Below are 23,144 nucleotides of genomic sequence, written 5' to 3'. Positions count from 1 at the left end.
AAAAGGTACAAAAAATCAATTATCAATTATTAAACACAATCAATTTCAAACTAGTCAGCTGAATCACAAATTCTTCCACACGATAAAATGATTCAGGCTGTTTTTAAAAATTATCCTATGAATAAAAAGCTATTAAGTTTTTTACTGATGTGTTTGGTCTCGCTGAGCCTATTCGCTCAAACGACCCAGGTCACCGGGGTTGTTTATGACGATCAGGGAGAGACTTTACCCGGAGCATCAGTAATTGTGAAGGGCACCACGAATGGCGCCTCTACTGACTTTGACGGAAACTTTACGTTGAATGTAGCAGACGCAAAAAATCAAATGTTACAGGTCAGCAGTATCGGTTTTGAAACGGCAGAGGTATCTCTGGCACAACAAACTACCGGTATTAAGATCACCCTTACCTCATCGGTACAAATGGTAGAAGAGATCGTAGCAGTAGGTTACGGTACAATGAAAAAGAAGGACTTAACAGGATCTGTAGCACAGGTTAGTGCTGACGCTTTAAGAAATATTCCTGTAAGTTCTGCTTCGGAAGCGATTACCGGACGGATGGCTGGTGTACAGGTTGTAACCACTGAAGGTTCTCCTGACGCGGAGGTTAAAATCCGTGTCCGCGGTGGTGGTTCAATCACCCAGGACAATTCTCCTTTATATATCGTTGACGGGTTCCCGGTGAGCTCAATCAGCAATATTCCACCAACAGATATCCAGGATATCACTGTTTTGAAGGACGCTTCATCAACAGCTATTTATGGAGCCCGTGGTGCAAACGGGGTAATCCTGATTACAACAAAAGGTGGAAAAGAAGGCCGTGTTAACGTTTCTTTCAACTCTTATTTTGGTGTTCGCCAACGGGTTAAATCACTATCGGTTTTAAGTCCTTACGAATACACCTTGTATCAATATGAGCTCGATCAAGGATCAACATTCCAAGGTTATTATGGGGTGTACGATGACTTGGATATTTACAAGTCGGTGAAAGGTACTGACTGGCAAGATGAGGTTTTTGGTCGCACAGCTACCCAACAGTATTATAACTTGGGAGTTAGTGGTGGTACTAAAAAAACAACTTTCAACCTGAGTTTGACTCGCTCTGATGAAGATGCGATCATGATTACATCAGGGTTCGAGCGGAATAACCTCAATTTCAAACTGAAAACGGAAATTACAGACAATCTTACGTTAGATTTTAATACCCGTATGTCTCATGGGATCACCAATGGTGCAGGTACTTCTTCCGATAAATCAGGTGCGAATACAAAACTGCGTAACGCGGTAAAGTATGCCCCAACAAAAGGCTTACGCGAATTTAATCAGGGCGATGTTGCCGATGATGATATCAACAGCCCTGAAGCGACAAGTTTGTTGTATAACCCGGTAGAGTCGGTATTGGATGAATACAAAAAACAGTTCAAGTTGAATATGAACTTCAATGCAGCCTTGAACTGGAAAATTTCAAAACCATTGACTTTCCGCACTGAATGGGGTTATGCTTTCCAACAAAACCGAACAGACTACGTTTGGGGAGAAGCAACCAGTACGGCTAAAAACTATGCCGGACAACCTGTTGGACGCATTTATAACTACGATGGTGAAAACTGGCGTTTTGCCAACGTTTTGACTTTCGACAAAAAGAAAATCGCTCCCGGACAAGATTTAACCATCATGGTTGGACAGGAGATGTCTTCTAAAAAAGCGAAATCAGTAACAACCGAATCACGCTTCTTCCCTGCCGGGATGACCGCTGAATCTGTTTTAGCGAACTTCAACCTGGGAACTGCAATTCCTACCGTTACTTCGATTCCTGCAGACGAAAATCTGTCCTCATTCTTTACACGTGTAAATTACTCGATTGCTGACAAATACCTTATAACAGGTACGATGCGTGCTGACGGTTCCAGTAAATTCGCCGATGGAAACCGTTGGGGCTACTTCCCATCAATGGCTTTCGCCTGGAGAATGACTGAAGAAGGTTTCATGGAAAATACCAATGACTGGTTGTACAACCTTAAATTACGGGCCAGCTATGGTAGCGCCGGTAATAACAATATCCCAAGTGGTGCCTATTTACAAACGTTTAGTACGGATAACAACAACAAACCATACTATCCAAATGAAAGTGAAGGTGCCCAGTATGTTCCGTCAAGTACGTTAGCAAATACAAATTTGAAATGGGAAACAACGCATACTGCTAACCTGGGCGTCGATTACGGATTGTTCGATGGCCGTATTAATGGTTCGATGGACTTCTATTACAACCGTACGGTTGATTTGCTGATTGACCAACCGATTCCTGAAAGTACCGGTTACAGCTCTCAGTTAATGAATGTCGGTCAAACCTCTAACCGTGGGGTTGAAATCGTTGTTGACGCGGTATTGGTCGACAAAAAAGACTTCTCGTTGAACGCTTCCTTCAACATTACTTTCAACAAAAACAAGGTTGATAAATTCTCGAACGGAGCCTTAAATTACAAGACTTATTCTTCCGGCTGGAACGGTTCTGCTGCTCCAACTTCAGATTATATCATCCGTGAAGGGCATGAAGTTGGCCAGATGTATGGTTACGTGACTGAAGGAATGTATTCATTCGACGATTTTACGTTTGATCAATCAAGCAATTCATGGTCATTGAACGAATTCTATGCTGACGGAGTAACCCGTATTGCCGACGACAGCGGATTAACTTCTGCCGGATCTTATTTCGGACCTGGCGCATTGAAATTGAAAGACCTGAATGGTGACGGCATTATCGACGAAAACGATAAAACAATCCTGGGATCTGCTCAGCCAACTCACACCGGAGGTTTCAACCTTACCGGACGTTATAAGAACTGGGATTTCTCTGCGTTCCTGAACTGGTCATACGGAAACGAAGTCTACAATGCGAACAAATTAGACTACTCAAGCCAATTGATGTCTCGTAAATACCAAAACCTGATTACAAACATGGATCTGGCTCACCGTTTCACCATCATTGATCCGGCTACCGGAAATAACATCTACAGAGGTGAATTTGCTGATCCTGCATTATTGCAAAGCCTGAACGAAGGCAAAACAATGTGGTCGCCGTTGCATACAACGACTGTTTTACACTCTTATGCGGTTGAAGATGGTTCATTCCTTCGTTTGAACAACGTATCGGTTGGTTACACCATGCCATTCAACTGGAAACAGGGTGAAAACAAAGGAAGCTTGCGCATGTACTTTACCGGTTACAACCTGGCAATCTGGACTAACTACAGCGGTTTCGACCCTGAAGTAGATACAAGAAGAAGTACGCCGCTGACTCCGGGTGTTGACTATTCGGCTTACCCAAGAAGTCGTCAGTATGTTGTTGGTGTGAACTTAACATTCTAATTTTTAGAGCGATGATTAAAAATAAAATATTACCTGCATTATTAATTCTTCTGACGCTGGGCTTTGCATCGTGTACCGATTTCCTGGACCAGACATCAGATTCTGAAAGTACCAGTGATGTGGTATTTTCAAACCCTGCCTTTACGAACTCAGCCCTGTTAGGGATCTACTCAATCATGACTTACGATGAGATGTACTCGTCCCGTTTAAGTTTGATGTATAGCGAAAACACCGACATTGAAGTAGTTGGTGCCAACCAGGACTCTTACAACCAACAGGGTAACCGTGGTATTTCAAACTACATGGCATCTCCAAGTTGGGCCGGTCACCTGGACAGAACATGGAAAGCACTGTACAAAGGTATTGAGCGTGCTAACCTGGCAATTCAGGAAATTCCAAATAGCCCGGCATACTCAAATGCTGATACCCAAAGTGAAATGCAAAACTATTATGGTGAAGCATTAACCTTGCGTGCACTTTACTATTTCGAACTGGTTCGTAACTGGGGCGATGTACCATTCAAATTAGTTCCTACTCAATCTGACGGTGCTAACTTCTACCCTGCTGTTGCCGATCGCGATACAATCCTGGATCAGATGATCGACGACTTAACGGTTGCTGCCGATATGATGAATTGGGGAACAAGCCCTGAACGTATCGCAAAAGGATTTGCACTTGGCCTTCAAGCTCGTATCGCTTTGTGGAGAGGTGGTTACTCAATCCGTAACAAAAGCGGTTACCCAACTGAACGCGGAAGCAATTACCTGGACTATTACCAAATTGCACGCGATGCTACTTATAAAGTAATGACTGAAGGCCCACACAAACTGAACAGCAGTTATGTGTCCGTTTTCCAGAACCTTTGTGGCTTAAACCTGGATGTTAACACTTACGAAAACTTGTTTGAAGTAGCGATGGGACTTTCACGCAGTGGTGAAGTTGGATACTCAATCGGTGTGCGCTTCCGGACAAACACGAAATACGGTTACGGAAACAACACCAACGTCGTATCAACAACACCTTACTATTTCTACCAGTTCGATCCCAAAGATATGCGCCGCGATGTATCTGTTGCCTGTTACGAATATCGCCCGAATGCAGCTGAAGCCAATGCGCCGATGGAAATGTTCGTGAGCAATCCTTTCTCGTGGACAATCGGTAAATACGACCAACGCTGGATGAGCGAAGAATTCAAAAACATCAACATCAGTGCGACCTCTAAAATTGGTTCAGGTATTAACTGGGTCATGATGCGTTACTCTGATATCCTATTGATGTTTGCTGAAGCTGAAAATGAATTGAACGGACCGACTCAGTTGGCGAAAGATGCTTTGTCTCAAGTTCGCAGTCGCGCATTCAGTGCCGATGACCAAGCGTTGAAAGTTGATGCTTACATCGACGGTTTGAACGACAAAGATGCCTTCTTCAACGCCGTGGCGAACGAGCGTATGTTTGAGTTTGGTGGTGAAGGTATTCGCAAATATGATTTGATCCGTTGGAACATGCTTGGTGATAAAATACAGGAACAACGTGATGCGTTGAACGAAATGTACACAAGCGGCGAATTTGTAAACCAATCAGGTGTTACTGTTGATGTTCCTTCCGCTATTTACATCAAATACAATGACGATAACGAAACCATCAATTTCGACGAAGTTAATTTCTACGAAGATTTGGGAACAGATCTGATCGATGGTTACGAAGAGCCTGTCAAATGGTTTTGGGGATTGGATTCAGAAAGCAGTTCAAGAACACAACAACTACAAATGATCGAACGGTACAGCTCAGGCTTGAACAGCCCGGTTCAAAACCGTCACCTCTTCCCTATTTACCAGGAAATTGTAAGCCAGTCAAACGGAACGATTTCTAATTCATACGGATTTAATTAATCAATGCAAGAAGGTCAGTTTATCCCAAACAGACGTTCTTACTAAACGAGTAAAAGAATGAATTTCATAAAAAAGATAAATATTAAAATCCTTTTTGTCATCCTCTCAGGCTTGCTTGTATTCAATGCCTGTGTCGACAAAAACGATTGGGGAACGGATGACGATTATAATCGGATGTTCCGCCCAACCAACCTGGCTGTAACCAGTATTACAGCAACAACCGGAGATCTTAACTTTGTAGCGATTCCGGGAACTGAGTACTACCAGTTCGAAATGAGTAACGACAGCTTGCTTTTTGACGAGATCATCGCTGCTTTCGACACAACTGCAAACAGTTTCACCTTAACCGGTCTTGATGGAAATACTGCGTACTCATTGCGTATTAAAGCAATTCCTGTTGACAAAGCCAAAGGTGAGTCTGAATGGGCATCCGTTTACTTTAAGACCCGTGCAGAACAAATCATGGAAACTGTTGGTGCCGGCGATGTTGCCAGTCGTACGGTGACTCTTCGTTGGGAAGCCGGCGCTACGGTGACCAATTTTGTGATCAACGATGCGGATGGTACTGAAGTACAAAACATCACCATCACGGCTGAGCAAATGGCTGCTGGCGAATTGGAAGTAACAGGCCTTTCGCCTGAAACGGCCTATGAAGCCTTACTGATGAACGGAACCAAACAAAGAGGTTCTGCCAGCTTCACCACTTATCCGGATGTGCCGGAGGCTGAATATTATATTCGTCTGCAAGCCGGTGATGTTTTGACCCAGGAAATGTTTGATGCCATCACAGCATCTACAGTAACTGTGACTTTCCCTGCCGGTACATTCTTCACTTACGCCGAAACATTAACCCTGCCAGCCGGAGTTTCATTTAACTTCTTTGGATTGCCGGGTGAAACGAAAGCAATTTTAAACCTTACTCAGTTAGAGCTGGGAACCAATCACGACTATGTGAAGTTTGCCAACCTCGATATCTCTGGTTTGGTTTACGATGCTACAGGCACTCCAACCGGAGGTGTAAACAGCTATTTCATCAATCAAAGTGGCGAAACGAACACAACAGTACTTGAATTCTCAAACTGTTTGTTGCACGACTTCAACAACACGCCATTGCGATTGAAAGATTCGGCAGATAAATACATCGGAACATTCAACATTGATAATTGTATGGTTTACAATACACCCGACAGTTACTATGTGATCAATTGTTCTGCGTCAAACCACGTAGTCGATAACATCAGCATCACCAACTCAACGTTCTACAACATTGGCCGTTTGTTCCTGCACAACAAGTCAAACAACAGTAGTGTGTTGATTGCTGATTGTACATTCGATACCGTTGTTGCTGCCGGAAGATACTTCTTCGACTATAGTTCTTCATTTGGTCCGTCAAACGGATTTACAATGAGAAACTGTATTTTGGGTGCAACACAAGATGCTACCGCTAAAGGTATTCGCTTCAACGGAAGCCCAACAGTGACAAACACCTATGCAACATCCGATTTTGTGTTGGGTGGCGCTTCAATCAGCGGATTGAACAGTTATTCAGGCGCGTCAACAGACCTGTTTACTGATCCTGCGAACGGCGACTATTCTATTGCCGACGAATTGTTCGACGGAAAAACATCAGCTGGAGATCCTCGCTGGTATTTCCAATAGTCAATTAATCTGAGACTAGTATATTAAAGAGTTGTTCCTTCGGGGGCAGCTCTTTTTGTTTGCCTTACCGGCATAATTCTCTAAAAAAGGAAGTCAATTCTTTAAAGAAACACGACAGTTCATTAAAGAAGTGCGCTGGTTCTTTAAAGAACGCAGACCGTTTTAATCAACATTGCGGTAATGTTGATCAATATTGAGGCAGTTATAATCAACATTGGGCTAATGTTGATCAATATTGCTGCAGTTTTAATCAATATTGCTTCCCTTTTTGAAAGAAGCAGCACAAAACGGATAAGAAACAGCCCTTTAGTAACCGGAAAAGTTCCGGATTTTATGCTGTGATCAGCGAAACCGTCCCTTTTCAGTGCTGCATCGAAAAGAGAATGTTCGATCCCGGTGCAGTTCATCTAAACAAGCATACGAGTCAGCTGTTTCTGTTGATGAAAAACAGAAAACAATGCGAACAATTAAAACGATTCACAAGCCGGTTTACGAACCGATTGCCGATTTGGTCACTTACCGGGTTATTCCAACATCATCGATTAGTTACCTTGATCCGTTCTTATTTCTAAATCATCACGGGCCACAGGTTTATCAACCCAATAATAATGGCTTACCGTTCGGTCCTCACCCGCACCGGGGAATGGAGACAGTAACCTTTATTTTAGATGGCGATATTGCCCATTACGATAGCGACGGGCATAAAAGTGTTATTGAAGCCGGTGGCGTACAATGGATGACTGCCGGACGTGGTTTAATCCATTCGGAAGTTTCGTCAGAAGCGTTTAAACAAACCGGCGGCCCACTCGAGATTTTGCAGCTTTGGGTTAATCTTCCGGCGAAGAGCAAGATGACACAACCGTTTTACAAAGGATTGCAAAAAGAAGATATTCCGCGGATTGTTTCGGAAGATGGTTTAACAACCTTCAACCTTATTTCGGGAGAATATGCCGGAGTTGCAGGACCTTTTGATTCCGGAATTGGCTTGCATCTGGCGACTATTGAAATGAAGAAACATGCCGATTTTTCGCTGCAAATTCCGGGGGATGAAAATATCTTCTTCTATATTATTCGGGGAAAGCTGAAGGTTAATGAACGCGAAATTGAAAATAAAAGCCTGGTTGAATTTGAAAATGAAGCAGATTCGATCCGGATTTATGCCATGGAAGACAGTGTTTTGCTGGTGGGACATGCCGTTCCGTTATATGAACCGGTTGTCTCGCAAGGACCATTTGTCATGAATACCCGCAAAGAAATTGCACAAGCTTACGAAGATTACCGTTTGGGTAAGTTCGGAACCTGGCAACATTAGACAAAAAAGCGCTTTTACCAGCAGCTATTTAATTCGGGCGGTCGTTATTTGGGTATCAGCTGTTTTCCAGACATCAGCCAGTAGTTTATCGACTTCTGATTCGTGGTCTTTTTGGTTAAGCTTGGCATAGGCTGTCTTTAAGCCATGCAAAGCCCAGCCATTATTGGGTAATTCCTGCAGGTCTTCAGTGAATGTTTGAACAGCATCCTGATAATGACCAGCCTCTATTTGTATGGCGCCCAGGTTATGACGGACTGAAAAGAACCAGTCGGGCGGTTCGTTATAGTTCAGGCTGTCTTCCAGTTTAATGGTTTCCTTTAAAATGGCTATGGCGTCGTCAAAGTTGTTTTCACTCGCCAATATTTCAGCTTTTAGCACATCTCTGGCTATTTGGACCAGCTCATACGTTGAATTAATCTCCCAGATTGTAAGCTGCTTCAAACTTTCGTCCTGAGCGTATTTTTCCAAATCAGAAAATTCTTCTTTTGCAGCCTCCACGTCTTTCTTTCCCAGAAAGGCCATTCCCCGCGCGTACGATCTTATTGCAGCAGGATAAGTTAAAGTGGCGACTTCGGCTGGCCGTTCAAGAATTTTATCCCATTTCCCGAATTTCACATACACATAGTAGGGAATTGAATAATAGTGTTGAAGTGTTCCCCAACCGGGTTCCTGCATGAGTTGAATATTGATTTGCTGAGCCATTTTCTCTGCCGCTTTTATTCCCCAATAACTGTTTCCCTCCAATGTAGCTGTTGCTGACAGGAAATGGTAATTGTGCGGGTAATAAGCCAGCGGATAAACGCCTTGCGCATGACAAGCAGTGGTATACAAACTATCGACTTTCACTGCCCTGATATTCGCAACTGTTCCCAGGTGGTAATAACCTGTTCTGATATAAATATGAGAAGGCATATGAACCAGGTGCCCCGCTCCCGGAACCAGGCCATCGTCATATCGTTTAGCCGATGCCAGTCCCCTTTCAGGAGTACTTGAAGCTTCAACGGCATGAATATAGAAATGATTCGCTCCGGGGTGTTTGGGTGAAATCCGCATGACGTTTTCCAACGTGGTGATGATTTCCGGAGTCCACGGCTTGGCTGTTCCATCTGCCTCGTACAAATCCCAGGGATGAAGATTCATCATCGATTCGGCATAGAGCGTTCCAATATCCGGATCGTCCGGGTATTGTTGAACCAATTCTTTCAATGACTCCGAATAGGCTACATCCAGATTCGTCCGATCTTCCGGAACTTCTTTGGAATATCGTTTGGCCACGGTTTGTATAAGCGCTTTTTCTTTGGGTGTTACATGGTCCGATAACGCTATTGCCTTTTGAATCGCATCATAAGCCCGCTGGTAGTTGTCGCTCTCCATTCCTGCATTGTAATTTGGCCCCAAAACATAGGCATAGCCGCAGTAAGCCATCGCAAATTCAGGATCCAGTTTTGTTGCATAATAAAAGGAACGGGCCGCTTCTGCATGATTAAATCCGTAAGCCAGAATCAGCCCCTGATCAAAATAGCGTTGAGCTTCATCGCTATTCGTAGTTACCGGATAGTGATAAACGTTCAACCCTTCGAATACTGGCGCTTTCTTGTCTGTTTTATACCAGTCGCTGTCGGATGTTGGAGGCGGAGCACAAGTCGCAGTGATATAACTCAAAGGCTGTTTTTCTTTCTTCGTCGATTGACAACCGATGAAGAAAGACAGCAACGCAACGATGATTAAAAACTTTGTTTTCATGCGAACACAGTTTGGAGTTAAAATAAATCTGTTGCACATTTCTCAATAATCCAACGTACTGATTAATACTGAAATGATCTGAAACCAGATTGTTTCATTTCAGCGTCACATCTAACCCGCAAGTCGGCATCCGCAGGATGAACTTTTTGTATTCCATTGAAAGTTTTGACTATAAATTGGATATCAACTCTGGAAATAAACACATACTGATCTCTTGTAAAGTTCATTTCCTGCACACCGACGTACTTCAAATAACGTTAAGTATACGGCTATAAAAACCTTCACTCACCTCATTCCCAGACTTTGAAAATTTTGGCTGAGGTGACTTTTTTGAATACGAACAGCTTATGCCAAAGTTTTGATACAGGAAGCGATTTTTTGATTTCAAAACTACATGAGGAAAAATGCAAATCAGATAATTTGCAGATTACGAATCATTTAAATCATGTCCGTGTTGATTAAAAAAAAGACATCGATATCCTTAAAGTCGAAGTTTAGTCATTTCTTAGCGCGTCGCTTGCTTTCCCTTTCATTGCCAGGCGGTGTCCAGTGAAAACCCAAATCCAGGCACTCACCAACACCAAGGCAAAAACACCTAAGCTCCAATACAACAGGTTGAAATATTGGGCTGACAACAAGCTTGGCAGTGCCGATAAAACAGCCGGAATTAAGCCGATAAGCAAGGCCATCAAAACCAGTAACAAATGCCCTTTCAGACTGATGCGTCGAATCTTTGCCCGGGTAAAGCCAACAGCCTCAAGCAAGGCAAACACAGACCGTTGTTCAAACAAGCTGCGGAAGATAACAATCGCTAATCCAATGGTTCCAATCAACAAGCCTAAAGCACCCAACATCAGAAAAATATTGAGGTAAGTGTTTTCAATCTGGTAAAACAAAAGCAAGCGTTCCTGACTGGGCATTAGCTCTATTCCATAGTTGCGAAAGGCACTTTTTAAGCTGGCTTCCTCTTCGCCCGGAGCATCAATCAGAAATACCGAAGATCCACTTATTGATGGAAAGTTGGCACGAAACAGGCTATCTCCAATCAGGATGTTTCCCTGGAACACTGAATTTGCCAGTCCACCAACCAATTGCAGCACAATGGGCTCTCCCGATTCGTTCGTGTACACCAGCGTATCACCCACCGACTTGCCCAAACTCCATTGAATAACAGAAGCATCTGCGATTGCCGGAATGGCTCCATTGGGCAGTTGTTTCTTCAACGTCAGCCAGGAACTCCCGTCATTCAGCTCTTCACTTTTTGAACTAAAGCTGAAGGCTTTTCGTGCATTAAACTCAGTCGGATCAATTCCCAGCACCCGGGGTTTACTCACTCGATTCAGATTTAAACAACTCGCATCGGTGCCCTCCAGCGTCTGTAACTGGACAAAATGGGCTTTCGTATCTTCCAGCCCCAGTTGAAAACGGCCTTCCTCTGAATTCAAATCATACAAAACCGGGAAACTGGTTTCAGCAAAAAATTGATAGCCACCCGTTCCGGATGAGGCTTCTTCGGCGCCACTCGTCAAATCCTGCCGATTCATTCCGGTTGACAAAACCAGGAAGATGCCAATGGCTAAAAAACCGATCGTCAGGTTATTTCGACGCCGATCAGCAAAAGTCAACAGGGCTGAGAAATGTCCGTATGGTAAGCCATTCGCTTGTTTGGTAAGTATCTTTTGAAATCCAAAATCGACGAGAAATAGCAACCCGGGTAGCAACAAGAATCCCGCTATAAAAAATATTTCAGGCTGAATTTCGTTTCCGACTCCCTGCCAAAACATTAAAGCAATGGCCAGAATGAGCAAGACTAATCCAATCCATAAATTGCGCCGCTTTAGTCGGGCAGATGCAATTTGTTGTCGTTGTACACTGGTGATCGCTTCCTTCGAAAACTTCCGAAGAACAAACCACACACTCAGCATACAAATCACGAGAATGCTGAGAATAGCGATAAGAACAGATTGTAACTGCAAATAGGCCTCAGGCACAGATGTTCGGACGATATCCCGCCATATGGTATTGATCGCGTCCAAAACGACTTTGTTGTAAGCAATGCCTAATGGTATCCCAATCAGGATTCCAGGCAGAATGAGAAAGGCTCCTTCCAGCATAAACAGCTTCCGGATTAAGCGTGACCTAAAGCCCATCGCATGAAGCGTTCCGATTTCGTAACGCCGAAAGTTCAGGTAGAGCCGGAACATGAGCCAAGCCAGCAGCAAAGCTGCAAATAGAACAAAGAAGCTCAAGCCAATGAACAGTCCGCCAAAGTCTACCCCCTGACTGGCCGCTTGCAATCCCTCTTTCTGAACTGCAACAACAGCGTAAGCTAAATCTTCTGGAGAAACTGAACTTGTGATTTTCTGTTCCAACTGTTCCCGATCAGGAGTTGAAAAAAGAATAGCCGTTGCTTTGCCATAGCGGTTACCCCACAAGTGGCGAGCAGTTTTTAAGCTCACAAATGCCTTCGGTGTGCCTTTGTATGTATTCCAGTAGGCTTCATCTTTCGGACGAATAATTGACAAATCAACCGGGACACCGGTTTCCCAATCGCTGCAATGTCCGGCATCCGACAATCCGGGAATCTCAGGCATCAGTGCGGGATCATCCCATTTTCCGGAAAGAGGTACAATTCCTGTCAGCTTGAATTTTGTTTTCTTTTCCACCAATTGACGCAAGGGGCCGACTTCAAAATAGCTTAGTTCAATCGAATCGTTTGTTTCAACGTGCAAATCTTCAGCCAGCCATTCATTAATGACAATGGCATTATCCCCAAGCTGAAGCACATCATCCGGCAGCCCGCATACAAACGAATAAGGCGTCGATTGTCCGCCAGCGTCAAAATGATTCACAAAGTAAGTCAGGACAGACCGGGCGGAAGAATCTGCCTGCAAGATCTTGTTCTCCAAATCCTCTTCAATGAAAACCCGCTCCGAACGAATTCCCCATTTCATGTTGGCAGAATCACGGAATATTTCCAGGTTCAAATCAGCCAGCTGCCAGTTGGCTTGCACTTGGTTGATGATTGTTGCAGCATCTATTTGGACTTCCGGTATCAATATTAAATTTGCTTTTGCATCCAGCTGCATTTGCCGGTTCAGAAAATCCAGCGAAACAAAAACATTCAGCGGAGCAGACTGAATCGGCTGCAAATTAAAGTTCCCGCATTGATCAGCATTTGCCAGCGCTTTCACCTTCACCCGAAACGAAATGGTGCTTTCATCAGCGGAGACCAAAGGGGTGTTCGCCGGGTAAGCACTTTGCTTATTGACCCGCAACATAAGCTCTTCGCCAACATTTACGCCCAAAACAGTGGCCAACTTCTCGTTCAGTATCGCCTCATTACTGTTTAAATTGAACAAGCTGTCAGTGCCGGCAATTGGGTTGAATGAATGGTCAACTCCCCAAACCTGTAACTGATTGGCTCGGGCTTTTCCACCATCCAGCACAGCCATACCACGGCTAAACAACACAGGCGAATATGCTCCGCCGTCATGGTTCATTTCGTTAGCCAGTTGTTGCCGAAACAATCGTTCCCCGCCCGATACCGTCCACTGTGTATTTCCAAGGCGTTGCTTGCTTATTTTCTTCAGGTTGAAAGCGACCGTGTCGCCAATCATCAGCGCCCCCAGTAAAATAGCTGTACTGAGAGCGACTCCCAAAAGGATCGTTACATTTAGCTTCCAAAAATGAAGCAAGGATTTCAATACGTAGCGGATTGAATTCATTTGATCAGTAGTTTTCCGTCCGTCAAGTTGTAAATTTTGCCCATTTGAGAAGCGACACGCATCGCATGAGTTACGACCAGTAAGCTCACCTTTTCTTCCCGGTTGAGCTGAAGCAATAGCTCTACCAACTGATCAGCGGAATGCTGATCCAGTGCTCCGGTAGGTTCATCGGCCAACAGAATCTTGGGACGATTAATAAGAGCACGGGCAACAGCTGTGCGTTGACACTCTCCTCTCGAGAGTTGCGAAGGGCGCTGTTTCTGCAGAGAAGCTATTCCCAGGCGCTCCATCAGATAATCGGCTCGCTCCAGAACCAATTGGTCAATATTTCGCTGCTGAGCCAATACCGGAAGCAGTATATTTTCTTTCAAACTAAATTGCGGCAAGAGATGATGCGATTGAAAAACAAAGCCAACCGAATGGTTCCGAAAAACAGCTAATTCAGCTTCAGTCTTCGAGAACACCGATTCACCATTCAGCAAGATCGTCCCCGAATCCGGAGCATCCAAAGCACCGATCAGATTCAGCAGGGTACTTTTACCGGAACCTGATGGTCCAACAATGGCTACACGTTCGGCTGCATTAACGGTCAGGTCCAGTTCATCCAGAATGATTCGTTTTTCTCCTGAACCGGAGGTGAAGCTTTTGCAAAGTTGGTTGATTTCAAGCATAAAATGAGTTTCGTGTTATGAGTTATTGGGGTGACGCAGGATTCAGGGGACAGTCATCGGTCGTTACCCCCTGTGTATCTGTTTGCATCGAATTAATAGTTTCAATTTTTGACCTTTTCATAAATATCCACCAGCTTTTTAGCTTGTTGGTGAATGTCGAAATGCTTTTTCACGCCTGCGAGACCTGCCTTACTTAGTTCGCTCAATTTGGCAGGATCCAGAATCAGACTTTTCCAGGCTTTTGCTAATTTTTTCGGGCTGTTCGGGTGATAGATGACACCACCTTCAGAAAGGTTGACAACTTCGGGGAAGGCCCCCAGTTCGGGTTGAACAAGTGGAATGCCCGAAGCCAGTGCTTCCAGTTGATACAAGCCGAAAGCTTCTCCATTCAACACCGGAACAGACAAAAGCGCTACTAAGTCGAAAAACCGTTGACGAGCTTCCCCTTCAAATTCTTCCACCCAATGTACCGATCCGGTCAATCCAGCTTGAGCGATGACTTTCTTCTGTTCCTGAATAAATTTAGTGTCGTCGTTTGTTTTGCCACCAGTTATTCTTAACTCAACCGATTCGAAAGCAGGATCTTCTTTCAGCAAGATATAAGCATCAACCAAAATGTCGAGCCCATTATCTTCACACATCCTTGATATATATCCAATTATCGGTTTTTTTTCAGCAATTACTTTAGGTGAATAATCAGCCGAATCAACACCGATATGGTTGACGAATAGTTGCTTGTCATTGAGGTGAAGACGACGTTTCATATCGCCGGCATAGAAATCGCTTACAGCTACAAATGCGTCGACCTCTTTGGCCCGTTCTTTCATGATCTCCCAACATTCATCCCTGTTTTTCTCGCTCATCACATCAATCCAAACGTCTTCATCCTGGAGGGAGCAAACCACCGGAATCTTTAGTTTTTGTTTGATTCGACGCGCTAATCCCAATAGCAAAGCATTCGACAAATGGACAACATCAGGTTTGGCTTCTTCTTTCAGCCATTCCACCAAACGTTCCAACTCCTCTTTTTGCAGACCATCTTCTCCCAGTAACATTGACACAGTCATTTCTTCCAAGCCTTTCGCACGGGTTGAACCGGCATTTTGCGCCGCTAAATGCAAAACAGGTTTCGAGTTCAGCATTTTATCAACCAATGGAGGCATATATCGGAAAACCGGGAAACGCTGTTTCAGGTAAGTGTCCACAGCGCCATAAAAAACGGGTACTTCAGCTAAATCATGCGCATCTTCAAATAAAGGAAGGTATAGCGGCACTTTCACTACTTGTTGGCCTAAATCCTGCAGGGCCCGCATGTATTTGCTATCGCGAAGGCAATTGCCACAATAAAAGCTGCCTCCGGAACCTGGTATAATATGCGCTATTTTCATACTGTTTGGTTTAGTCTGTTCCGAAAATATAGATTCTGCCGTCACTTGCACCAATAATTAGCTTTCCATCGCTAATAGCCGGTGAGCCTGATATTCGGCTGCCAATTTCGTAAGTCCACAGTTCCTCGCCACTTTTCAAATCGTGCCGGTACAGCATCCCATCCATGGTGGCTGTAAAAACCGAATTTCCGGCAATGGCACTCGACGAGTCAATCCGATTGCTCAATCGCTTTGTCCAGACTAATGTACCATCTTTTCTATTGAATGCATAGAGTTGACGGTCTTCATTTCCAAGGACAATCAAATCGCCACTGATCGCGGGCGAAGCGATAAAGGGCAGATCTTTCTCCGGATTGTCATAGGTCCAAAGCACCTTTCCCGCTTGCAGGTCGACGGCAAAAAAACGACCGTCATAATCTCCCACATAGGCTATATTCTCTACGATAGCCGGCGAAGAAGCAACATAAGTTGAAAGCTCAATTGTCTTTTCAGCCTTCCCAACTGCCAGATCGACAATATGTAAAAGCCCATCGCAACCGCCAAATACAACAGTATTCTTGTATAGCGAAGGAGCTCCGTTAATGAAATTATTCGATTCATATTTCCACAATCCCTTCCCATCGGCCAAGTTCACTCCGTGGAGGAAATAGTCATAACTTCCAACAGCTAAAACTGTTTTTTCATCAATCACCTTCCAATTGGCTGAGCCGACAATCTGATTCTCAGTTTCGTATTTCCAAAGGAGCGCGCCGTCTTTTTCGTCCAGACAAATTAATTGCCCGTCCAGACAGCCAAATATAACTTTGCCATCCAATAGAACAGCAGGAGCTTCAATGCCATTCTCAGCTTGAAATTTCCATTTCAACTCGCCTTTCAGGTTGAAGGCATAAAACCATCCATCGGTCGAACCGCAAAACACGATGCCGTCTTTGACAACCGGCGATGCCTTTATTTCATCTTCCGTTTGAAAGGAAGCCAGTAGTTTCAGGTCAGGCGAAAGATCGGCCTTGATTGATGCGGTCAATTCCTGATTTCCTCTAAAAATAGGCCATTCGCTTTGGGCACTAGCCAAAACAGAAAAGCAAAGGATTGAAAGTAGTAGGTATATTTTTCTTCGCATTTTTAAATTGAACGCTTCATTTAAACTATAATTGTTCCTCCGAATCCAGTAAAGCCAACGCTCCAGTCGGGCACTTTTCAGCGACTAAAACCGCTGTTTTCTCCAAAGCCTTTTCTATCGATTCTGAAAAGGGAACGCCAATCCGAACATCAAATCCCCGCCCGATAAAGCTAAAGCCAAACGCTTCCTGATGCTGTTTGGTCAGTCGAACACAGATGCCGCATTTGATGCATTTATTGGGTTCGTAGACGATCTTTTTTGACACAAATTCTTTTTCAACGAGCACACGATCGTCATATTGGAACCGTTTTTGAACTGCTCCAAATTCGTCGGCCAACGCCCGCAGTTTGCAGCTTTCCGGATTTCGACAATCACAATGTAAGCAGCGTTTAGCTTCAGCCACGGCCTCTTCGCTGGAAAATCCGTGTGCCTTTCCTCCACTTGCATCCACGCGTTTATTGGTGTTGCTCTCCTTCAAATAGGTTACATACTCGGTTTCGATCAGCTTCCCAAACTTTGAATTGAATCGCTCCGGCAATGCATGCAGCACATCATTTTTAAAGTATTCATCCAGTAGGTGAGCCAGCTCCTTCCCTTGCCCGACCGACCGAACTGCCAGTTTTGAAGGCCGTAAGGCGTTGCCAATCGCAAAAACCTTTGGAAGTATCGTTTGGTAGGTTTTTTTATCGACTTCAATCCCACTTTTAGAGAGAGTCAACCCCCACTCTTCCATTGCACCGTTCATGGCTCCTGTTGCCAATATAACGGCATCAAAATTCTGTTGTAATTCTGTGAAGCGGACTTTATCAATTTCTGTTTGGTATTGAATGGCTACACCGGAATTCAAAATAGTTTGAATCTCGATTTCCCGAATATTCGCGGGTAGAACTGTTTCTTCAATTTTCAGCAAGTCACCTCCGGCTTTCTCATTTTTCTCGAAAATTGAAATTGAATGGTCTGCTTTGCTCAGATAAAAAGCAGCTGCCAGTCCGGCCGGGCCAGCTCCAATAATTGCAACTTTGCGGCCTGAATTGCTGCTTGACGCTACAGAGTGTTTATTTGTAGTCAATTCGTTATCTGCAGCAAAACCCTTCAACAGGCAAATGGAAACAGCCTCATCGATGGATTTACGCCGACAACCCGCTTCGCAGGGAGCAGGACAAATCCGTCCCAGAATAGCAGGCAAAGCAATGTCACGTTTCACAACCTCGATAGCCTTGCTGAAGTTCCCGCTGGCAATCAGTCGGTTCATCAGTGGGATATTCATACGGGCGGGACATACCAATTGACAGGGAGCTTCGCAATCGCCAACATGCTCGCTCAGTAGTAGCTCCAGTGACACTCTTCGCGATTCAAGGCATTCAGCGTCGTCGGTGATTATTTCCATTCCATCCATCGCCGGCATGGAGCAGGAAGCAAGCAAGCGACCATTGCCGGCATCTTTCACCAGGCAAACCATGCACGAGGTAAAATGCTCAGTTCCCTCCAGGTGGCACATCGTGGGTATATTGATGCCTAACTTTCGGGCTGCTTCCAAAACAGTTGTTCCTTTCGGAATTTCGATGGATTGGCTATTTATTTTGAGTTTAATCATTATTGCAATGTTTTGTGTTTCAAGTTACGGGTTGGAGTCTGCCAATTACTTTCTACATATTGGATGAATTTATTGATTTTTGCTCTGAGAATCTCATATTCACTAAGCAGTTCATTTAATCCACTATTTTCAAAATAGATTTCATTAATCATGCTTAGTTGCGAAATCGCTTCATCACAAGATGCATGTGCAAATATCAAAAAGCGAATAAATTCATCCTTGTATCTTCTTCGCCCAAATCCTTCAGCAATATTATCCTTAATGCTTTTTGAACTTCTCCGAATCTGACTCCCCTGCTCGTAAAGTTCATATTTCGGTAGCTCCAAACTCACCCGATGAACTTTGATCGCCAGTTTACATGCTTCCTGATAAACCTCTAAATCCTTGTAACTTTTCATTCTCTTCACTTTTGTTGTAAAGGCGAAACTTGTAACTCGAAACACGCAACTCAGAGCACTTTCACAGCGTCGACCGGGCAAACCGGGCGACAAGCATCGCACTTGATGCAAAGTTCTGTGTTGATCGAGTGCTTCTTATGTGCTTCAAATTTGATGGCATCAACCGGGCATTTCTGCGCGCATTTGGTACAACCGATGCAATCATCTGTAATCGTGTAGCTAATCATTTCGGTGCACTTTCCGGCAGGGCAACGTCCTTCCAAATGTGCTTCGTATTCCTCATGAAAATATTTGAGCGTTGTCAGAATTGGGTTTGGCGCTGATTTTCCCAGGTTGCATAAACTTCCTTTTTTTGTCCATTCAGCCAAATATTTCAATTCATCCAGATCCTTAAGCGTACCTTTCCCGCTGCAAATCCGATTCAGGATATCCAGCATGCGTTTGGTTCCAATCCGACAAAAAGTACATTTTCCACACGATTCATTCTGAGTAAATGACAGGAAGTAACGTGCAATGTCAACCATACAATCGTCCTCGTCCAACACGACCAACCCTCCAGATCCCATCATCGCACCCACTGCGGTTAGCGACTGGTAATCGATCGGTGTATCGGCCAGTGAGGCAGGAATGCAGCCTCCCGAAGGGCCTCCAACCTGAACGGCTTTGAACTTTTTTCCATTTTGGACACCACCGCCGACTTCTTCCACAATTTCCCGAATGGTAATCCCCATCGGCACTTCAATCAGTCCTCCGCGATTTATTTTACCGGCCAACGAGAACACTTTAGTGCCTTTCGACTGCTCGGTACCAATTGAACAATATTGTTCTTTTCCGTTGCGAATGATGTATGAAATTTGTGCGAAGGTCTCGGTATTATTGATGAGCGTGGGAAATCCCCAAAGCCCTTTCTGCGCCGGGAATGGCGGACGAATTGTCGGGAATCCCCGATTTCCTTCGATTGAAGTCATCAGTGCTGTTTCTTCACCGCAGACAAATGCACCGGCACCCTCGTAAATCTGCATATCGAAACTAAAGTTTGAGCCCAATATATTTTCACCCAATAAATTTTGTTCGCGGCAATTGATTAGTGCCTGCCGAATTCGAATGACAGCCAGCGGATACTCGGCGCGGATGTAAAAATAGCCTTCGGTAGCTTCTACTGCATAAGCGGCAATAAGCATCCCCTCAATGACCCGATAAGGATACGACTCGAGAATCATCCGATCCATAAACGCCCCCGGATCCCCCTCGTCACCATTACAAATCAGATATTTGTGTTCGGCTTTTTCTTTTTCAACAAACTCCCACTTCAAGCCTGTCAAAAAACCAGCGCCGCCACGGCCGCGTAAACCGCTTTCTTTAACCGTTTGAATAAGTTCCTGCCTGTCCATGCCCAGTACTTTCGTTAGCGCCTCAAAGCCGCCATGACTGCGATATTCGTCCATGTCGAGCGGATTGATGACCCCACGATGCTCAGTAGCAACTGGCAGCTGACGATCCAGAAAACCGGAAACCATGTCCTCTCGAACATCCAAAGCGTAACGTTCCACACCTTCCCATGATTCGTCGCTCTGCATTTTTTCCAGGAAGCTGTAGCCTTTGGCCTTCAACCTTCCCAGCAAACTTTTGGGCTTAAAGTGCGAATTGATAATCCCGGAAACCTCATTCGGTTTTACTTTCGCGTATAGTTTATGATTTTGCTTTTCGTCAATAACCTCGAGCAAAGGAACCTGGTGACACATCCCCACGCAGCCCACATTTTTGAGTTGCAGGTTAATCCCTGTCCCGATAATTGTATTTTCAACTTCACGTTTCACCTCTTCGCTGCCACTGGCAACACAGCACGATCCTAATCCAATTCGGATTTCGCCCTGAAACTCGGAGCCATCAGCATTGCGAAATTGCTTGCGATCGCCTCGCTTTCCAACCTGACTCTCAAAATCAGCAATGACCGACTCCACTTTATCCGAGGTGACATGTCCGTAGGTCACATCATCGACCTGCACAACAGGTGCCAATGTACAACAGCCCAGGCAAGCAACCTTTTCTAAAGTGTAAGTTCCGGTAATATCTGTTAGATCATTATCATTCAACTTAAAATGACGCTTAAATGAATCGTAAACCTGCATCGCTCCTTTAACATGGCAAGCTGTTCCAACACAAACTTTGATCATGTGTCGTCCCGCAGGCTTCATCCGGAACTGGGAATAGAATGTTGCGACACTGGTTATGTTTTCGGGCGTAATTTCGCTCTGTTCGACCAAGTATTGTAATGCTTCTTCTGGCAAATAATTGAAATGACGCTGAATGTCTTGCAAAATCGGGATCAGCGACTTTTTCGTCCGCCCCCGGTTACTAATGATTTCATCAACCTGCTTGTGGATATGTTGAAGATCTTCTGCCATACTAGTTACCTCCTATGCAATACAGATTTTCGACTCCCCTGAGGTATAGTTTCCCCTCCGAGAATACAGGTGTGCCAAAAGCTTTCTCCCCAAGATTAGACTCCGCAACCAATTCAAACTCTTTAGCCATCCTGATCACGTACATTTTGCCGCTCATGTCAATCGCATAGGCGTTACTGTCAGCATAAACCGGTGACGCATAAAAACCACTCGCAGCTTCATGTTCCCAGTATTTGTCGCCGGTTTCAGCATCATAGCAAGCCAGTACGCCATAACTTGTCGCAACAATCAGCAGACCGTTTGCTGCCAGCGGACTGGCCACTTCGGGGAGATATTCCTGCTCCTCCCAGATGATCTCTGGCGAGCCTCCCAACCTAATAGCAGCCATGGTTGCATACTCGTTTGCCGCGTACACCAAGCCATTCGCATAGGCAACCGATGGGCCAACCTCACCCATCATGCACTCAACAGTCCACAGTTCCTTGCCGGTTTCGGGGTCGTATCCGGCCACCAGCGGATCGGCCGTCAAAATAATTTCATCTCGTGTTCCTGTATTAACCAGAACCGGTGATGCCCACGAAATCTTTACATTTCGGGTTGTTTCCCATTTTTGAGATCCATCGGCAGTGGAGAGGGCGATCAGCTTGCCCCCTTTATTGGTATCGTACTGAATGAGTAATTTGTTTTTATAAATTACCAGCGATGACGAGTGTCCATAGTGGTTGTCGGGTACTCCAAGGTTTTTAGCCCAAAGTCTTTTCCCCTCAAAATCGAGTGCGATAAGGTCACCGGTTGCAAAAATTGCAAAAACAGCCTGTCCGTCTGTAGCCATTGTCGAAGCTGCTAATCCCGTATCTTCAGTAACCTTGGGCATTTTTGCCGGCGAGCCCGGAATATTGTCAGCAGCAGATTCCCACAAAAGCTTTCCGCTGTTTTTATCGAAGCAATACACCATGCGAGCCTCACTATCGGCTCCGGTAAGAAAGAGTCGATCGTTCCAAATTATCGGTGAGTTGTAACCATGCTTCGGAACACTCGCTTTCCACAAAACGTTTTTCACGTTCGGCCCGTCAAATGATTTTGGTACGCCGGTTTTATAACTCATTCCGTCACCATCGGGTCCCCGGAAGAATGGATAGTTTTTTCGAATTTGTTCTCTGGAAGGGACTGTCGGTTCGGACTTGATTTTCTTAACCTCTTCACTTTTACTCTCTATTTCTTCTTTTTTATCTAGTTCTTCATTTATAGGCACTTCGACTATTTCATCTGAAGTTTTTTCTTGCATACTAACTGACTTTGAAGAATCTGCAATAGTCTCCGAATTTTGCTCCACTGGCTTAGCCACAATGATTTCGACCGCTGAATCTGCCTCTTGGTCCTGTCCTTTTGTTGAATCATACTGATCCAGGATATTGCCCGATAAGAAACCGGAAAGTAAGGCTAGCATAAAAATTCCAAGAGCGGTATATATGACTCCTTTACGAGCGAGTTGTTTGTCCAGAAAGGGATTCTTATCGATGGATTCAAGCTCATCTAATTCGTTGCGAAGGGATTTCTGCCAACGAATCGACAGAATGAGAACCAATACTCCCAGAATCAACATCCAGGTTCCGGTTCTGATTTGCCATTGGCTGGTGAAGTAGGCTTTGCGAATCATTAAGTCGAGTGCCCGAATATTTTCCTTCAACACATCATCATGCGGATTTTCATGTAGTTGCTCCACGAGAACCTTCAGAGCCGGGCTTTCCAACGGATCAACAGATTTCAGTTGAAAGTAATTCGCAATCAACATCACGCTGACCACCAGGCTAAAAATAGCTCCAAACCAAGCAAGCCCCCGGGCCAAATGCTTTTTATCGTTTATAGTCATCATA

The 23,144-nt window shown here is 44.6% G+C and carries 13 protein-coding genes; 4 read left to right on the top strand and 9 right to left on the bottom strand.

Translation table 11 applies throughout. The annotated features are described in order from the left end of the window. Positions 1-117: 117 nt before the first annotated feature. The 4 genes from GJV22_RS08510 to GJV22_RS08495 all read left to right on the top strand — a co-directional run bounded on the left by GJV22_RS08510 (position 118) and on the right by GJV22_RS08495 (position 8,223). Entirely contained in the window at positions 118-3,363 is a 3,246-nt protein-coding gene (locus GJV22_RS08510; protein WP_163711667.1) for a SusC/RagA family TonB-linked outer membrane protein, read from the top strand. A gap of 11 nt (positions 3,364-3,374) precedes the next feature. Then, positions 3,375-5,252, top strand: coding sequence for a RagB/SusD family nutrient uptake outer membrane protein (locus tag GJV22_RS08505; protein WP_163711664.1), 1,878 nt, complete (start codon positions 3,375-3,377; stop codon positions 5,250-5,252). Between the two features lie 57 nt (positions 5,253-5,309). Further along, on the top strand, positions 5,310-6,911 hold the full coding sequence (locus GJV22_RS08500; protein WP_163711660.1) for a DUF5123 domain-containing protein: 1,602 nt from the start codon (positions 5,310-5,312) through the stop codon (positions 6,909-6,911). A gap of 457 nt (positions 6,912-7,368) precedes the next feature. Further along, positions 7,369-8,223 (top strand): pirin family protein, encoded by an 855-nt coding sequence (locus tag GJV22_RS08495; RefSeq protein WP_163711657.1) that lies wholly within the window; start codon positions 7,369-7,371, stop codon positions 8,221-8,223. Between the two features lie 24 nt (positions 8,224-8,247). Here the strand turns inward: GJV22_RS08495 and GJV22_RS08490 are convergent, their stop codons facing one another. The 9 genes from GJV22_RS08490 to GJV22_RS08450 all read right to left on the bottom strand — a co-directional run bounded on the left by GJV22_RS08490 (position 8,248) and on the right by GJV22_RS08450 (position 23,143). Next, a complete protein-coding gene (locus tag GJV22_RS08490; protein WP_163711654.1) occupies positions 8,248-9,966 on the bottom strand; it encodes a tetratricopeptide repeat protein in 1,719 nt (572 codons plus the stop codon). Between the two features lie 494 nt (positions 9,967-10,460). Continuing rightward, complete coding sequence (locus GJV22_RS08485; RefSeq protein WP_163711651.1) at positions 10,461-13,694, bottom strand: ABC transporter permease; 3,234 nt, start codon at positions 13,692-13,694, stop codon at positions 10,461-10,463. Further along, on the bottom strand, positions 13,691-14,365 hold the full coding sequence (locus GJV22_RS08480; protein WP_163711650.1) for an ABC transporter ATP-binding protein: 675 nt from the start codon (positions 14,363-14,365) through the stop codon (positions 13,691-13,693). The genes GJV22_RS08485 and GJV22_RS08480 overlap by 4 nt, the downstream gene beginning before the upstream one ends. Positions 14,366-14,466: 101 nt before the next feature. Then, positions 14,467-15,753: a glycosyltransferase family 4 protein gene (locus GJV22_RS08475; protein WP_163711647.1), complete on the bottom strand. Its 1,287-nt coding sequence runs from the start codon at positions 15,751-15,753 to the stop codon at positions 14,467-14,469. 10 nt (positions 15,754-15,763) lie between these two features. After that, positions 15,764-16,873, bottom strand: coding sequence for an outer membrane protein assembly factor BamB family protein (locus GJV22_RS08470; protein ID WP_163711643.1), 1,110 nt, complete (start codon positions 16,871-16,873; stop codon positions 15,764-15,766). A gap of 25 nt (positions 16,874-16,898) precedes the next feature. Continuing rightward, positions 16,899-18,467: a 2Fe-2S iron-sulfur cluster-binding protein gene (locus GJV22_RS08465; RefSeq protein ID WP_163711640.1), complete on the bottom strand. Its 1,569-nt coding sequence runs from the start codon at positions 18,465-18,467 to the stop codon at positions 16,899-16,901. After that, positions 18,467-18,865: a four helix bundle protein gene (locus GJV22_RS08460; RefSeq protein WP_163711638.1), complete on the bottom strand. Its 399-nt coding sequence runs from the start codon at positions 18,863-18,865 to the stop codon at positions 18,467-18,469. The genes GJV22_RS08465 and GJV22_RS08460 overlap by 1 nt, the downstream gene beginning before the upstream one ends. A 50-nt stretch (positions 18,866-18,915) precedes the next feature. Then, a complete protein-coding gene (locus GJV22_RS08455) occupies positions 18,916-21,270 on the bottom strand; it encodes an NAD(P)H-dependent oxidoreductase subunit E (protein WP_163711634.1) in 2,355 nt (784 codons plus the stop codon). Position 21,271: 1 nt separating this feature from the next. After that, positions 21,272-23,143, bottom strand: coding sequence for an outer membrane protein assembly factor BamB family protein (locus GJV22_RS08450; protein WP_163711631.1), 1,872 nt, complete (start codon positions 23,141-23,143; stop codon positions 21,272-21,274). Position 23,144: the final 1 nt, after the last annotated feature.

Source organism: Mangrovibacterium lignilyticum (assembly GCF_010882175.1).
Taxonomy (GTDB): Bacteria; Bacteroidota; Bacteroidia; order Bacteroidales; family Prolixibacteraceae; genus Mangrovibacterium; species Mangrovibacterium lignilyticum.
This window is presented reverse-complemented; position numbering and strand designations above follow the sequence as displayed.